Annotated in this window: 11 protein-coding genes and 1 pseudogene; 4 read left to right on the top strand and 8 right to left on the bottom strand. The window is 66.7% G+C overall.

The annotated features are described in order from the left end of the window. Nucleotides 1-10 precede the first annotated feature (10 nt). Nucleotides 11-1,768, bottom strand: coding sequence for a 2-oxoglutarate dehydrogenase, E2 component, dihydrolipoamide succinyltransferase (gene sucB / locus MB901379_RS14300; protein WP_158017275.1), 1,758 nt, complete (start codon nt 1,766-1,768; stop codon nt 11-13). Between the two features lie 237 nt (nt 1,769-2,005). Between sucB and MB901379_RS14295 the strand changes: the two genes are divergently transcribed. Next, nucleotides 2,006-3,790, top strand: coding sequence for an SDR family oxidoreductase (locus MB901379_RS14295; protein WP_158019175.1), 1,785 nt, complete (start codon nt 2,006-2,008; stop codon nt 3,788-3,790). Nucleotides 3,791-3,836: 46 nt separating this feature from the next. On the opposite strand, the gene MB901379_RS14290 is transcribed toward MB901379_RS14295, so the two are convergent. Together MB901379_RS14290 and MB901379_RS14285 are read right to left on the bottom strand one after the other, a co-directional pair. Beyond that, nucleotides 3,837-5,396, bottom strand: coding sequence for a leucyl aminopeptidase (locus tag MB901379_RS14290; protein WP_158017274.1), 1,560 nt, complete (start codon nt 5,394-5,396; stop codon nt 3,837-3,839). Between the two features lie 11 nt (nt 5,397-5,407). Beyond that, entirely contained in the window at nt 5,408-6,538 is a 1,131-nt protein-coding gene (locus tag MB901379_RS14285) for an adenylate/guanylate cyclase domain-containing protein (protein WP_158017273.1), read from the bottom strand. A 44-nt stretch (nt 6,539-6,582) separates the two neighbouring features. Here MB901379_RS14285 and gcvT point away from each other — a divergent pair, with 44 nt between their 5' ends. Together gcvT and MB901379_RS14275 are read left to right on the top strand one after the other, a co-directional pair. After that, nucleotides 6,583-7,695 carry a glycine cleavage system aminomethyltransferase GcvT gene (gene gcvT, locus MB901379_RS14280; RefSeq protein WP_197717806.1) on the top strand — a complete coding sequence of 371 codons (1,113 nt, stop codon included), beginning with the start codon at nt 6,583-6,585 and terminating at the stop codon, nt 7,693-7,695. A gap of 54 nt (nt 7,696-7,749) precedes the next feature. Next, nucleotides 7,750-8,856: a branched-chain amino acid aminotransferase gene (locus MB901379_RS14275; RefSeq protein WP_158017271.1), complete on the top strand. Its 1,107-nt coding sequence runs from the start codon at nt 7,750-7,752 to the stop codon at nt 8,854-8,856. Here MB901379_RS14275 and MB901379_RS14270 read toward each other — a convergent pair. The 5 genes and pseudogenes from MB901379_RS14270 to MB901379_RS14255 form a co-directional block, all read right to left on the bottom strand. Then, a pseudogene (locus MB901379_RS14270) lies at nt 8,785-10,352 on the bottom strand (MFS transporter); the annotation flags it as partial. The gene MB901379_RS14275 and the pseudogene MB901379_RS14270 overlap by 72 nt on opposite strands. A 169-nt stretch (nt 10,353-10,521) precedes the next feature. Continuing rightward, entirely contained in the window at nt 10,522-11,256 is a 735-nt protein-coding gene (locus tag MB901379_RS14265) for an adenosylcobinamide-GDP ribazoletransferase (protein WP_158017270.1), read from the bottom strand. Further along, complete coding sequence (gene cobT / locus MB901379_RS14260) at nt 11,253-12,341, bottom strand: nicotinate-nucleotide--dimethylbenzimidazole phosphoribosyltransferase (RefSeq protein WP_158017269.1); 1,089 nt, start codon at nt 12,339-12,341, stop codon at nt 11,253-11,255. Before cobT ends, MB901379_RS14265 begins: the two co-directional genes overlap by 4 nt. Before the next feature lie 115 nt (nt 12,342-12,456). Next, entirely contained in the window at nt 12,457-12,741 is a 285-nt protein-coding gene (locus MB901379_RS24670; protein WP_408632293.1) for a hypothetical protein, read from the bottom strand. Between the two features lie 28 nt (nt 12,742-12,769). Then, complete coding sequence (locus MB901379_RS14255) at nt 12,770-13,468, bottom strand: DUF3043 domain-containing protein (protein ID WP_158017268.1); 699 nt, start codon at nt 13,466-13,468, stop codon at nt 12,770-12,772. Between the two features lie 162 nt (nt 13,469-13,630). On the opposite strand from MB901379_RS14255, the gene MB901379_RS14250 reads away from it, so the two are divergent. Further along, a complete protein-coding gene (locus MB901379_RS14250) occupies nt 13,631-14,707 on the top strand; it encodes a glycerate kinase family protein (RefSeq protein ID WP_158019174.1) in 1,077 nt (358 codons plus the stop codon). The last annotated feature ends 12 nt before the right edge of the window (nt 14,708-14,719 follow it).

Below are 14,719 nucleotides of genomic sequence, written 5' to 3'. Positions count from 1 at the left end.
CCTAAGCGCGCTACAGACCCAAGTCGGCCTCGAACGCTCCCTCCTCGAGGCGGTGCTTGATGGTGGTAACGAAGCGCCCAGCGTCGGCGCCGTCGATAAGGCGATGGTCATAGGTCAGCGGAAGGTAGCTGACCGAGCGGACGCCAATCGACTCGTTGCCGCTGGAATCGACGATCACTCTGGGCCGTTTGACAATTGCGCCGGTACCCAACATGGCGGCCTGCGGCGGAACCAAGATCGGGGTGTCGAAGAGTGCGCCCTGGCTGCCAATGTTGGTGATGGTGAAGGTTCCGCCGGACAACTCGTCGGGTTTCAGGTTGCCCGAACGCGCCCTGGCGGCGATATCGGCAATCGCGCGGGCCAGCCCGGCCAGCGACAAGTCCCCGGCGTTGTGGATGACGGGGGAGAGCAGGCCCTGATCGGTGTCTACCGCGAATCCGAGGTGCTCGGCGTCGTAGTAGGTGATCTCCTTGCTGGCCTCGTTGTAGCTGGCGTTGACGTTGGGATGAATCTTCAGCGCATCGATAACCGCTCGAGCGATGAATGGCAGGAAGGTCAGGTTGACGCCCTCGCGTTCGGCGAACGCCGCCTTTGCCCGCGCCCGCAGTGCCACGATTTTGGTCATATCGACCTCGTGGGTCTGGGTGAGCTGCGCCGTCGCCTGCAGCGACTCCCGCGTCTTGTTGGCGGTGATTTGCCGGATCCTGCTGGCCTTCTGTGTGGTGCCGCGCAGATGCGCCAGCGCGGACGCTGGAGCGGTCGGTGCGCCTTGCGGGGCCTCCGCCGGTGCGCTGGCTTTGGCGGCCGGTGCCTTGTCGGCCGCCGGTGTCTGTTGTTGTTTTTTCTGCGCCGCGGCCAGCACGTCCTGCTTGCGAATCCGGCCGCCCACCCCGGTGCCGGTGACCTCAGCGAGGTCGATGTTGTTTTCCGTGGCCAGTTTTCGCACCAGCGGAGTCACATAGGGCGTCTCGTCGGCGCCGCCTCGCTCCTGGACCGGCGGCTCCTTGGGCGCCGCCGCGGCCTGCGGTTTGGCTTCGGCCTGTGGTTTGGCCTCCGGCTTGGGCTCGGGCGCCGGCTTGGTTTCGGCCTCGGGGGCGGGCTTGGGGGAGGGCGCCGAGCCGGAGTCAGATCGCGAGCCGATCCGGGCCAACTCGCCGCCGACCTGCACCACGTCGTCCTCGTTTGCGGTGATGCTGACCAGCACGCCCGCCACCGGTGATGGGATCTCGGTGTCGACTTTGTCGGTGGATACCTCTACCAGCGCCTCGTCGACCTGCACCGAATCGCCGACCTTCTTCAGCCATCGGGTCACCGTGCCCTCGGCGACCGATTCACCAAGTTCGGGCATCAGCACCGGTGTTGCCTCGCCATCGGCGGCAGTTTGGGCCGGTTCGGGCTCGGATTTTTCTTCGGCCTTCTGCTCGGGTTCGGTCTTCGTCTCCGGTTCGGTCTTCGTCTCCGGTTCGGTCTTCGTCTCCGGTTCGGTCTTCGTCTCCGGCGACGATCCGGAATCCCCTCCGCTGGATTCCGATGCGTCGCCGATGATGGCCAGGTCGCCGCCGACCTCAACCGTGTCGTCCTCTTGGGCGATGATCTTGGTCAATACGCCCGCGGCCGGCGACGGTATTTCGGTGTCGACCTTGTCGGTCGACACCTCGACGAGCGGCTCGTCGAGCTCGACCGTGTCGCCTTCCTGTTTGAGCCAGCGGGTGACGGTCCCCTCGGTGACGCTTTCACCGAGCGCCGGCATCTGGACTGAGAAGGCCATCGTTGTTGACTCCTCGATCGGTCGTCGGTTGGCGCAGCTTGACCTCTGCTTACCACTTAGTCGTGCGCCGGGTGTGGAACCCAAGTAGATGTCAAAACCTATCCTGTCACTGCCCCTTCCACGGCTCACACCCAGGGCGCGGCGACATCGGGTCGCTGATGGGAGTAGGGACCGGGAACTGCCCTTGCTACGGTGTTGCGACTGGTGGACAGCAAGTCGCAGGTGGGCGGAGGTTCGATGCCGGCAACGAAACAGGCACCCCAGCGGTTCGTCGACAGCTCAGGCGATGTTCGCATCGCGGTCTATGCAGAAGGCAACCCCGATGGGCCGACGGTGGTGCTGGTGCATGGCTTCCCCGACTCACACGTGCTGTGGGACGGGGTCGTTCCGCTGCTGGCCAAGCGGTTCCGGGTGATCCGCTATGACAACCGCGGTGTCGGCCTGTCGTCGGCGCCAAAGCCGGTTTCGGCCTACACCATGGCTCGTTTCGCCGATGACTTCGCCGCCGTCATCGACCAACTCAGCCCGGGCCGCCCGGTCCATGTGCTGGGTCACGATTGGGGCTCGGTGGCCATCTGGGAGTACCTGACCCGGCCCGGCGCGGCCGACCGGGTCGCCTCGTTCACTTCGGTCTCCGGTCCCAGCCAGGATCAGCTGACCAACTACATATTCGGTGGGCTGCGCCGGCCGTGGCGCCCACGAACCTTTGTCCGGGCATTGAGCCAGGCGCTGCGGCTGAGCTACATGGCACTGTTCTCGGTGCCGGTGTTGACGCCACTGGTCTTGCGCGTGACGCTGTCGCGCGCGTCGGTTCGGCGCAACATGGTCGACAACATCCCGGTCGACCAGATCCACCATTCCGAGAACCTGGCCAGTGACGCCGCCAACTCGGTGAAAACCTACCCAGCCAACTACTTTCGGTCGTTTTCTCGTGAACGGCGCAAACGTGGCGTACCGGTCATCGACGTACCGGTGCAACTCGTGGTCAACACCGACGACCCGTACGTACGCCCCTACGGCTACGAAGAGACCGAGCGTTGGGTGCCCCGACTGTGGCGACGTGACATCAAAGCCGGCCATTTCTCGCCGATGTCGCACCCACAGGTGATGGCGGCGGCGGTACACGACTTCGCCGACCTGGTGGACGGCAAGCAGCCCAGCCGCGCGCTGTTGCGGGCGCAGGTGGGCCGTCCCCGCAAATACTTTGGTGACACCCTGGTGTCGGTTACCGGGGCGGGCAGCGGCATCGGTCGGGAGACCGCATTGGCCTTCGCCCGCGAAGGCGCGGAGGTGGTGCTCAGCGACGTCGACGAGGCGACGGTCAAGGACACCGCGGGCGAGATTGCTGCCCACGGTGGCGTAGCGCACGTCTATGTGCTCGACGTGTCCGACGCCACGGCGGTAGAGGCGTTTGCAGAGCAGATCAGCGCCGAGCACGGTGTGCCCGACATCGTGGTCAACAATGCCGGTATCGGTCAGGCCGGGCGGTTCCTCGACACCCCGGCCGAGCAGTTCGACCGGGTGCTCGACGTCAATCTAGGCGGTGTGGTCAATGGCTGCCGATCCTTCGGCCGCCGTCTGGTGGAGCGCGGCACCGGCGGGCATATCGTCAACGTGTCGTCGATGGCGGCCTACGCCCCGCTGCAGTCTTTGAGCGCCTATTGCACCTCCAAGGCGGCCACCTACATGTTTTCCGACTGTCTACGCGCCGAACTCGACGCCGCCGGGGTTGGGCTGACCACCATCTGCCCGGGGGTGATCAACACCAACATCGTCAACACCACCCGCTTCGACGCGCCATCCGGCAAGGGCGACGAGCATGTCGACGATCGGCGCGGGCAGCTGGACAAGATGTTCGCCCTACGCCGCTACGGGCCGGACAAGGTCGCCAATGCGATCGTGTCCGCGGTGAAAAAGGGCAAGCCGATCCGGCCGGTCGCTCCCGAGGCCTATGCGTTGTACGGCGTTTCCCGGGTGCTGCCGCAGGCATTACGCAGTACCGCGCGAATGCGGGTCATCTGATGGATATGACCCGCGTTAGCCCATGGGCCCCGGCGGCGTTTCGGCTCTAGCCGCGCAACGCGATGTCCTCAAGCACCGCGAAAATGGTGCGGGTCGGCACCCCGGTAGCTCCCTTGGGCGTGTAGCCCCATGCGCCGCCGGTGTTGTAGGCCGGGCCGGCCACGTCGATATGGGCCCAGTCCACCGAGTCGGCGACGAATTCGCGCAGAAACACCCCGGCCACCAGCATGCCGGCGAAGCGTTGCCCACTCACGTTGGCCAGGTCGGCCACCGTGGATTTCAAGTCGTCTTTGAGCTCGTCGGGCAGCGGCATGGGCCAGCCGTTTTCGCCCACGCGCTGTGAGATCGCAGCCACCCGGTCGCGAAACTCGTCGCTGCCCATCACGCCGGGGATGCGGGTGCCCAGGGCCACCGTCTGAGCGCCGGTGAGGGTGGAGGTCTCGATCAGGTAGTCCGGGTTGTCCTCGCAGGCCCGAACGATGGCGTCGGCCAGGATGAGTCGGCCTTCGGCGTCGGTGTTGAGCACCTCGACCGTCGTTCCGCCGTATTGGGTCAGCACATCGCCGGGCCGCTGGGCGGTGTCCGACGGCATGTTCTCGGCGATCGGCACCGTAGCGATTACGTCAATCGGCAGCTGCAGCTGCCCAGCCAACGTGACGGTCGCGATGACCGCGGCGGCGCCACCCATATCCGAGGTCATGTAGTGCATGGAGGCGGCCGGCTTGATGGAGATGCCGCCGGTGTCGAAGGTGACACCCTTGCCGACCAGGGCAACCTTCTTGGCTCGTTTGGGGTCCTTGGCCAACCGTGACCCGCGATGGATCAACCGGACCAGTCGGGGTGGCCGTGACGAGCCCTGGCCGACACCGACCACGCCGCCGTAACCCGCCTTCTGCAGTGCCTTCTCGTCGAGAACCTGCACCTCGAGCCCGGCGGCTTCGCCTAAAACCTTTGCGCGGCGGGCTAACTCGGCCGGATAAAGATAGTTCGGCGGTGTGTTGACCAGGTCGCGGGCGGTGGCAACCGCCGTCGCCGTGGCGGCACCGTGCGCGCTGCATTTCTTGGCGTCTTTCGCCGTGGTCAGCACGGTGATCTTGTGCAGCCCAGCGTCTTTGGGTGCAGTCTTGGTGCTGCGGAAGGCACTGAACCGGTAGCTGCCCAGGATCAGACCCTCCACGGCGGCCGAACAGACGCCTTCGCCGGGTAGATCGGCGAGGGTGGTAATCGCCGTTTTCGCACTGCCAAGCGATCGTGCCGCCGCCCCGGCGGCACGACGCACCACGTCCGGCGGCCACTCATAGTGCGGTTTGCCCAGACCGACGGTGAGCACGCTGCCCACCGGCAACGATGACACCACCAGGCGGTGCACCTGGTCACAGGCGCCCGTGGCGTCCAGCGCGCGCAAACCGGCCTCGATTTCGGCGATCGCATCGGCGGACAGGAAAGGCTCCGCCGACGCCACGGTTGCGCCGGGTCGTTCGGTGGAGTTTTCCTCGTCGGCGGTCGCGACGACCGGCACGATCAGCACCGTAGAGCTGGACGCACGCTTGGGCAGCGAGGTGGCGACGGTAACGGTGGGGCTGGGGTAACCCGATTCGGTGGTCACGGCCACCTACCCTAATCACCATGCACGGGGCCTGCCTCGGCGGCGCTGTCACCGAGGTTGAATGCGGTCACCGGGCGGTCGAAGCCTTTGAGCGTCAACGGGCCGTGGTCGCTCGCCGGCCAATCCGGCAGTTGGTCATGCAGCGCCGCATCGGCCAAGATCTGCCCTGGAGCCGCCGCCGCCACCAGCCGCGCGGCCAGGTTGACCGGGTTGCCGAAGTAGTCGCCGTTGATGGCCAATGCCGTCCCGTAGGCAAGTCCGGCTCGGACGTGCAGACCCTCTTCGCGTGCCCTCGGATGGTTGACCAGATCGACCGCCGCTCGCGCCAGCCGCTCGGGCGTGGAGCTCACCCACATCACCGCGTCGCCGATGAACTTCACCACTCGGCCGCCATCGGCATGCACCACATCAGCGACGGTCGCGCCAAACTCGTTGAGCAACTCCTGTAACTCGGAGGGGGTAAGCGCCTGGGTCAATACGGTGAAGTTGGACAGGTCGGCAAAGCCGATGCCGCAGACCACACTCGCCGAGGTGTCGCGAATGACGCCCTCGAAGTGGGTTCGGGCGCTGGTCAGATGGTGGCGGTGCACGATGTCGATCAATGTCCCGATTCGAGGGACGAACTCGGCCACCGCGCGGTAGGCCTGCGCGGTGGCCAGTTCGTCGTGGGTATAGGTCATCTGAATGTCCGGCGTCCCAGCGCGGATCATGGTCGACTCGGCCTCGGCCAGCCGAGCCATGGCCGCGCCGAGCACCCGCAACAGACCGAATGCACCGTCTTCGCCCACCACACCTTTGAGCGCGACCCAGGTCGCCAGCGCGTCGACGTCGGCCTGGCTCAGAGCGGGAACGTCGGGGCCGGCGACGGTGAGGCCGAGCAGCGCCCAGGCGTGCGCCACATCGTCGGCCGACAGGCCGAGTTGCTCGGCGGCGGTGGCCAGCGTGTGAACGGGGCGTCCCGACCATTGCAGGACATCACCGGCAAGGCCGAACAGCCGGCCCCGGCGATCGGCTTCCACCATCTCCTCGACGGTGAAGCCAAGATCGTCGAGGTACTTGATCAGGTCTGCCCGCTCGCGTGGATTGGTGATTCCGGCCGCTTCCAGCGCGTCGAAGTCGAGGGAGTCTCGGGAATCGAACACCTGCCCTAGTGTGCCAGCAGCCGAGCCGATTAGGGTGTGACGTCGTGAGCGACGCGCCAGAGCTGATTTCGGGACCGTTAGAAGATCGCCATCGTGCGCTGGGCGCAAGTTTCGCCGAGTTCGGCGGCTGGTCGATGCCGGTGTCGTATGCCGGGACCGTCAGTGAGCACAACGCCACCCGCAGTGCCGTCGGCCTATTCGACGTCAGCCACCTCGGCAAGGCGGTGGTCCGCGGACCGGGCGCCGCAGAATTCGTCAATTCCGCGCTGACCAACGACTTGCGCCGCATTGGGCCGGGTAAGGCGCAATACACGTTGTGCTGCAACGATTCCGGCGGTGTCATCGACGATTTGATCGCCTACTACGTCGGCGACGATGAAATCTTCTTGGTGCCCAATGCCGCCAACACCGCCGCGGTCGTCGACGCGCTGCAGGCGGCCGCACCCAACGGGCTGACGATCACAAACCTGCACCATTCCTACGCGGTGCTGGCGGTGCAGGGTCCGCGGTCCACCGAGGTGCTCACCGCGCTGGGCCTGCCAACCGATATGGACTACATGGGGTATGCCGATTCGGCGTACTCCGGTGTGCCCGTCCGAGTCTGCCGGACCGGGTACACCGGCGAGCACGGCTACGAACTGCTGCCGCCGTGGGAAAGCGCCGCCGTGGTGTTCGACGCGCTGGCATCGGCCGTCACCGAGGTCGGCGGCCAGCCTGCCGGCCTGGGCGCCCGTGACACGTTGCGCACCGAGATGGGCTATCCGCTACACGGGCACGAACTTTCCCTGGACATCTCGCCGTTGCAGGCGCGCTGCGGGTGGGCGATCGGCTGGAAAAAGGGCGCATTCTTCGGCCGGGCGGCGCTGCTGGCCGAGAAGGAAGCCGGCCCGCGGCGGTTACTGCGCGGGCTGCGCATGACCGGCCGCGGCGTCCTGCGGCCGGGCCTGACGGTGCTCGCCGGCGACGGCGACAACGCCAAGGTCGGCGTCACGACGTCGGGCACATTCTCGCCCACGCTGCAGATCGGCATCGCGCTCGCGCTGATCGACGCGGACGCCGGCGTGCAGGACGGCCAGCAAATCACCGTCGACGTGCGCGGCCGTGCGGTCGAGTGCGAAGTGGTGCGTCCACCTTTCGTCGAGGTGAAGACGCGGTAGGCCATCGATTGGCGTGGCAAAAACCAGTTCGCGCACCGATATACAATCGGCCCCATGACCAGGGGGTCCCTTCAGTTCACGGTTAGGCGCGCGGCAAACCCGGCTAGCGAGGCCGACCGGGTGTCGATCCTGCGGGACCCTGGCTTCGGCAAATATCACACCGACCACATGGTCTCGATCGACTACGCCGAGGGCGAGGGTTGGCATAACGCGCGAGTGATCGGTTACGGCCCCATCGAATTGGATCCGTCGGCGATCGTGCTGCACTACGCGCAGGAGGTTTTTGAAGGGCTCAAGGCCTATCGGTGGGCGGATGGCTCGATCGTGTCATTTCGAGCTGAGGCCAACGCCGCCAGATTGCGTTCGTCGGCCCGGCGGCTGGCCATTCCCGAATTGCCCGAGGAGCTGTTTATCGAATCCCTGCGTCAGCTGATCGCTGTCGACGACGTCTGGGTGCCCCCGGCCGGCGGCGAAGAGGCGCTGTACCTGCGGCCGTACATCATCGCCACCGAACCGGGGCTGGGCGTGCGACCGGCCAAGGAGTACCGCTACCTCTTGATCGCCTCGCCGGCCGGCGCGTATTTCAAGGGTGGCATCAACCCGGTCAGTGTCTGGGTGTCCACCGAGTACGTGCGGGCCTGTCCGGGCGGCACCGGCGCGGCCAAGTTCGGCGGCAACTACGCCGCCTCGCTGCTGGCTCAGGCCCAGGCCGCCGAGAACGGTTGCGACCAGGTGGTGTGGCTGGATGCGGTGGAACGCCGCTACGTCGAGGAGATGGGCGGGATGAACATCTTCTTCGTGCTCGGCAAGGGCGGTTCAGCGAGGCTGGTGACCCCGGAGCTGTCCGGCGCGCTACTGCCCGGCATAACGCGGGATTCGTTGCTGCAGCTGGCCCTTGATGCCGGATTCGCGATCGAAGAGCGCAAGATCGACATCGCGGAATGGCAGAAGAAAGCCGCCGCCGGCGAGATCACCGAGGTGTTTGCCTGTGGTACGGCCGCGGTGATCACCCCGGTCTCGCGGGTGGTTTACGGCGACAACGAGTTCACCGTCGCCGACGGCCAACCGGGTGAAGTGACCATGGCGTTGCGGGACACTCTGACTGGAATCCAGCGGGGTACCTTCGCCGACACCCATGGCTGGATGTCGCGACTGGGCTAGCAGGCTTGGGCGCTGGATAGCTTTTGGCCGCTGTGCGACTGGGTGGTCGCCGGCCTGATGGGAAAGGGTCGGCGACGTGCTCGCTTGGGGTACGCGTGCTGAGCGCGACGACCCACCGCGGCGTGGCTGGGAACCTTGAGGGCGCCGTCGCGATCCTTGGGGATGACCACGTGTGCGCCCAGGCCGGGCCGGGCGCTCCGATGCGGCTGGGGGGATTCAGCCGAAGGGCTTGTCGACTCGGTCACCTGGACCCGTCCAGGTGCGCGCAAACTGGCGAAGGCGGCGATGACGGCCAGCGCCAGCATGGCCGTAACCGGCCAGATCGTCGCGTGCTTTTGCGCAAGTTCACCCAGTAGGGCGCCCAGCACCGTGGACGTGATCGCGGCCAACGTCGATCCGAAGCAGATCAGGGTCGCGCGATGCTGTTCGGCGGCAAACATGCTGATCCACGAGATCGAGGCCGCGACCACGGTCTGAGCGGCCACTGTTGCCAGGAAGAAGGCGGTGCCGTAGGCCCAGGTGTGGAACCACTGGCCGGACAACTCGGCCGCAATGCACAGCAGTGCGGAGGAGGTGCTGAGTGAGGCGCTACCCAGCAGCATGCCGCGTACGCCGAATAGCCGATTCACCTGACGCCACAGGACCGAACCGACCACCAGCGCGACGCTGGAGATGATCACCAACACGTGCAGGCTGCTGCTCGACTGGGCGGCGCGCAGGCTGTAGAACATGGTGCCCAGGCTGATCGGGGCGAATAACAGGTACGTCGTCGCGTAGCGGCGGAACCACGGCTGCGAGCGGGCCACCGCGAAACCCTGCCGGTAGGTCTCCTTGAGCGGCCTGTGCTTGGCGGTCACGGCGACCGACCCAGGCCGCAACGGGCCCACGAACAGCGCTGCGATGCTTGAGATGACCAGACCTGCGGCGCCCAACCAGAGCAGATCGCGATAACGCGCCATCTCGTCGCCGTGCGCCAGCAGCGGCACCACCACCAGCGTGAGGGTGGTGGCCAGGACCGACCCGACGGCGCCCTGGGTGAGTAGCAGCTCGCCGCGCCGTAACGCAGATAACTTGCTCGCGATCATGTCGGTGTAGGCGACACCCGAGACCCCAGCAACAACGCCATTGGCGGACGCGGTGACCAAGAAAACGGCCGCGACGAGAACGCCGGTCCAGGGGACCGTCGCGTTGCACACCACCAACACCGCCGCGGTCGCCGAGATCGCTGACATGAGCAGGTGCCGGTGCCGGCCAGCGCGCTGCAAAATCAGTGGCGACGTTGAATTCCCGATAATGGCGCCGATGCAGAAGGCGGGAAATAGCAGGCCAGCGACCCAGGTGAGGCCCTGATGCGCACATATGACCGGCAATACCACCGCACCGCTGCCCATTTGCATACCGGCCGAGTAGAAGCTGCCCTGGGCAACCAGACGCCCGAACGGGCTTTTCTCGGTCGACTCCACAGACACCTGCTTGACCTGCCGTGATACGGGCATGACTGAAGACACTATATGTGTATATGAGCCCTGAAGATCCGCCAATTGGATAAATCCGGCGGAATTAGCTGTCCGTCGATCGGGGGACAATCTGGAGGAATAGATCCGGGCCAGTGAGTGCACGTAGAGCGCAATTACATGAACGTGATTTCAGCGTAGCACCGGGCCGCTAGAGCCTCACCAAGCCGACGAGCAGCACCGCGCTAATGGTCGTACTCAGTTCGATAACACCGCCCAGCACGTCTCCGGTGACTCCGCCGAACCGACGCACACAGTGGGCCGCCAGGGCCGCGCCGAAGGACACCCCCACCGCGACCGCCACCAGGCCGTGCCATGGGCGCGGCCCGGCGAAAGCCGAAACCATGAGCAGCACGGCAAGCCAGGCCACCACAACCGGCATCGGCTGGGTCCCGGCGACCTGCGCGCCCATGGCGCTGCCCGCGGCCGCCGGTACCGAACGCCGACAGGCCAGGACCGCGGTGACCCTGCCGGCGAAAAGCACCACGACGATGCCGATCGAGCTCAAGGTTGGAAAGGCCAGCCCCTGCAACGTGATCACCAGGACGACGGCCGCGACCCCGAACGGTCCGGTCGTGCCTTGGCGCATCACCTCCAACGCACGGTGTGCTGACCCGTAGCAGCCCAGCCCGTCGGCGGTATCGGCAACGCCATCAATGTGTAGGCCCCGGGTGACCGCCAACAGGACTGCCACGGCAAGCATGCCGGACAACGGACTAGCCGGGCCGAACGCCCACGAGCCGGCCCAGGTGACGGCGGCGGCCAACCCGCCCAGTACGACGCCGACCACCGGCAGCGCCGTCATCGCGCCTCGCCCCATCGCTGTGGCGCCCCGCATGGGAACGACCGTGCCAAACGCGAAAGCCGTTGCCAGCGAGCGAATCACGGTGAGCTCGGTTGGGGGCCAGGGGGAGGGTCCTGGCCGGCGCCGACGCCGTTGCACACACCGGCTTCGGTGAAGGTCGCCATCGAGGACAGCGCTGCGACCGCGGCGCGCAGCACCGGCAGCGCCACCGCGGCGCCGGTGCCTTCGCCCAGCCGCATCCGCAGGTCCACGATCGGGTCCAAATCCAGCGCCAAGAGGGCCAGTTCATGTCCCGGCTCGGTGGACCGATGCCCGGCTTGCCACCACTGCCGGGCGCCGGGCGCCAGGCGCTCTGCGACCAGGGCCGCGGCGGTCACCGTCATGCCGTCCAGCAGCACGGGGGTACGGCGGACCGCGGCTTGTGCGCAGAAACCTGCCATCGCGGCCAGGTCCGCACCGCCGCAGCAGCGCAGCAAGGCGACGGGGTCGGGCAACACCGGCCGAGCACGAAACAGGGCATCCCGAACGGCGGCGGTTTTACGGGCCCAGCCGGCGTCATCGATTCCGGTTCCGTAGCCGACCACAGCAACCGGCTCGGTGTTTGTTAGCGCCGCCACCAGAACCGCCGCCGCGGTGGTGTTACCGATCCCCATGTCGCCGGCGATGAGCAGGTCGGCGCCGGCGTCGACTTCCTCGTCCGCGATCTGTTGGCCGGCCGCGATCGCGGCAGCGGTCTGGTCGTCGGTCAACGCGTCTTCGATGGCGATGTTGCCGCAGCTGCGTCGAACCTTGTGCGCGCCGATCTGCTCAGAAACCGCCTCGGCATCCACGGCCAGGTCGGCGACCCGAACTGTCGCGCCCACCACATCGGCGAGAGCGTTGATCGCCGCTCCACCCGCGTCGATATTGGTGACCATCTGTGCGGTGACCTCCGGGGGATAGGCCGACACCCCGGACCGCGCGACACCGTGGTCACCGGCGAATACCACTATTCGGGCGCGTTCGAACCACCGTGGGGGGCACTGGCCCTGGCAGGAGGCGACCCAGGCCGACAGGTCTTCCAGCCGGCCCAGCGCGCCACGTGGCTTGATCAGGGTGTCCTGGCGGGCACGAGCGGCCGCATGAGCATCGACATCGGGTGCCGAAATCGGCGCGAATTCGGTCATGTTTGCGACGGCTTGATTGGCACGGCCTGCCCGGCCGGCATCGTCAGCACCCGATCGAGACCCTGGTTGACGCTATCCAGCGGGTCAGCGAAGCGTCGGGAAGCGGTGGCCGGCATCACGGTCGCCCCGACCTGTGGGCGTACCGCACCCGCGCTGATCCGAAATCGCTGACCGTGGCTAGCACGTCTTCGATCTTCTCGGGTAGGGCATGCGATACCAACCCGCCCTTCCCGTCTTTGCAACCGTGGTGAGCGTCCATGGTGGCGGTCGACCAGGGGCCCGTCCGGCGGCGGAGGCGGTGCTTGGCGCCCCGTTGCCGCCGGCAGTGCGCAGTGGCGATGGCGTCTCCGGCCCAGCGAGACGCGTCCGAGTTGATCCCGTCGAGAACCAGTGTGTGCATTGGTCGTGAGATGGCTTCCGCGCGCGTTCTAGTCGACGTCGGCGCCGTGTTTGACCTGGGGTCGAGGCGCCCGCATCCGACGCGTTTGTGAAGCCCGGCCCGCGGCGTAAAGACCAAGTTTCCAGTGGCTTTCGGTGTTGGAGGGAAATTTTGCGTCGGCCAGTTTGCCTACTTTTCGGCCCAAAATGATGGCGTCGACGGTCATCAGGGCCATCAACACCAGCATCGCGGGGGACATGTAGAGCTGCACCTGCGGGACGGCGAACATGACGAACAGCAGAGCCAGCGCCGACGGCATGAAAAGGCCGAGCAGGTTACGTCGGGAATCGACGACATCTCGGACGTAACGGCGTACCGGGCCTTGGTCTCGCGGCAGCAGATAGGCCTCGTCGCCAGCCATCATCCGCTCCCGGCGTTCTGACATCCGGGCACGGCTGGCGGCCTTCTCGGCTTTGCGTTCCGCGCGGCTGAGTTTGGGGCCGGCCAGCGTTTTACGTCGGGCGCGCGCTTGGGCGGCGGTCATCGGTGCGGGTGCGACCGGGCCTTTTTTTGCGCTGCGCCGAGCTTCGCTGCGTTTGGGCGTGGGCCGGCCCTTGGGTCCGGTTGTTTTCGACGCAGACGATGCGGCCGACGACTCGGAACGAGCCTTTGACCCTTCGTCGTCGTCGGGGACGGCCGGAATGTCGGCACCTTCGTCACGGACTTTCTTGCGGCCCAGCAGCTTCACAGTCGACAGGTTACTTCGCTAGCGGTGGTCCCCCGGAATTGTGTCCGGGGTTGCCCAGCGCCAGGATGCGTCTTGGCCCTACTCTTGCTTGTGATGGACGGTTTGCTCGCCGCGGATGCTGCTGCCGATGGCCGCGGGCCCGGCCGGATCCAGCTGCCCGCAATGCGGGTGCTGGTGGCTCCGGACTGCTACGGCGACAGCTTGTCCGCGGTGGACGCCGCCGCAATCATCGCCACCGGCTGGACTCGTTCTCGACCAAATGACTCATTCATCGTGGCTCCGCAGTCCGATGGCGGGCCAGGCTTCATCGAGGTGCTGCGCAGCCGATTGGGGGAGTCGCGGTGGCTACAGGTGACTGGGCCGCTCGACGCCGTGGTGGATGCCGCGTGGGTATTCGATCCGGCCTCGGCAACGGCCTATTTGGAATGCGCACAGGCCTGCGGTCTGTCCCTGCTGGGCGGCCCGCCATCGCCCGAGACGGCGTTGGCGGCCCACAGCGGGGGAGTCGGCCAACTCATCGGGGCGGCGCTGGCGGCTGGCGCGCAGCGCATCGTGGTCGGTTTGGGTGGTAGCGCCTGCACCGACGGCGGTAAGGGCATGATCGCCGAGCTGGGCGGCTTGGAAGCCGCCCGCCGCCAGCTGGCCGGAGTGGATCTGATCGCGGCTTCCGACGTCGAATATCCGTTGCTGGGGCCATGGGGTGCGGCCAGGGTGTTTGCCCCGCAGAAAGGTGCGGACGTCGCCACCATCGCAACGTTGGAAAGCCGCCTCGCGGCGTGGGCTCGGGACCTGGATACGGCCGCGGGCCGGGCAGTGAGCGCCGAACCGGGTGCGGGCGCCGCGGGTGGTATCGGAGCCGGACTGCTCGCGCTTGGCGGCCGATGCGAGTCCGGCGCGGCGATCATCGCCAAGCACACGCATTTCGCCGACGACCTCGCCGAAGCCGAGCTGATCGTTACCGGTGAGGGCCGCTTCGACGTGCAGTCGCTGCACGGAAAGGTGGTCGGCGAAATCGCCGCGGCGGCCCAACCCCTGGGAATCCCGGTGATCGTGCTGGCTGGGCAGGTTGTCCTGGACAAATCCACGACACGCGCGGCAGGCATCATGGCCGCCTTGTCTATTGCCGACTACGCGGGTTCGGTGCGCTTGGCGTTGGCCGACGCGGCCAATCAGCTGATGGGATTGGCATCTGAGGTGGCCGCGCGACTCGGGAATCCGCGCCCCGCGGGGTACCGTTGATAGGACTGGGTT

It is taken from the genome of Mycobacterium basiliense, assembly GCF_900292015.1.
Lineage (GTDB): Bacteria > Actinomycetota > Actinomycetes > Mycobacteriales > Mycobacteriaceae > Mycobacterium > Mycobacterium basiliense.
Note: the sequence above shows the minus strand (reverse complement) of the source record. Positions and strands in the feature narration are given on the sequence as shown.

Excerpts from the sequence above, each read along its gene's own strand:
- MB901379_RS24670 (WP_408632293.1), bottom strand. The coding sequence starts at position 12,741 with ATGCACACACTGGTTCTCGACGGGATCAACTCGGACGCGTCTCGCTGG.
- MB901379_RS14295 (WP_158019175.1), top strand. The coding sequence starts at position 2,006 with ATGCCGGCAACGAAACAGGCACCCCAGCGGTTCGTCGACAGCTCAGGC.
- MB901379_RS14250 (WP_158019174.1), top strand. The coding sequence starts at position 13,631 with ATGCGGGTGCTGGTGGCTCCGGACTGCTACGGCGACAGCTTGTCCGCG.
- sucB (WP_158017275.1), bottom strand. The coding sequence starts at position 1,768 with ATGGCCTTCTCAGTCCAGATGCCGGCGCTCGGTGAAAGCGTCACCGAG.
- MB901379_RS14275 (WP_158017271.1), top strand. The coding sequence starts at position 7,750 with ATGACCAGGGGGTCCCTTCAGTTCACGGTTAGGCGCGCGGCAAACCCG.
- cobT (WP_158017269.1), bottom strand. The coding sequence starts at position 12,341 with ATGACCGAATTCGCGCCGATTTCGGCACCCGATGTCGATGCTCATGCG.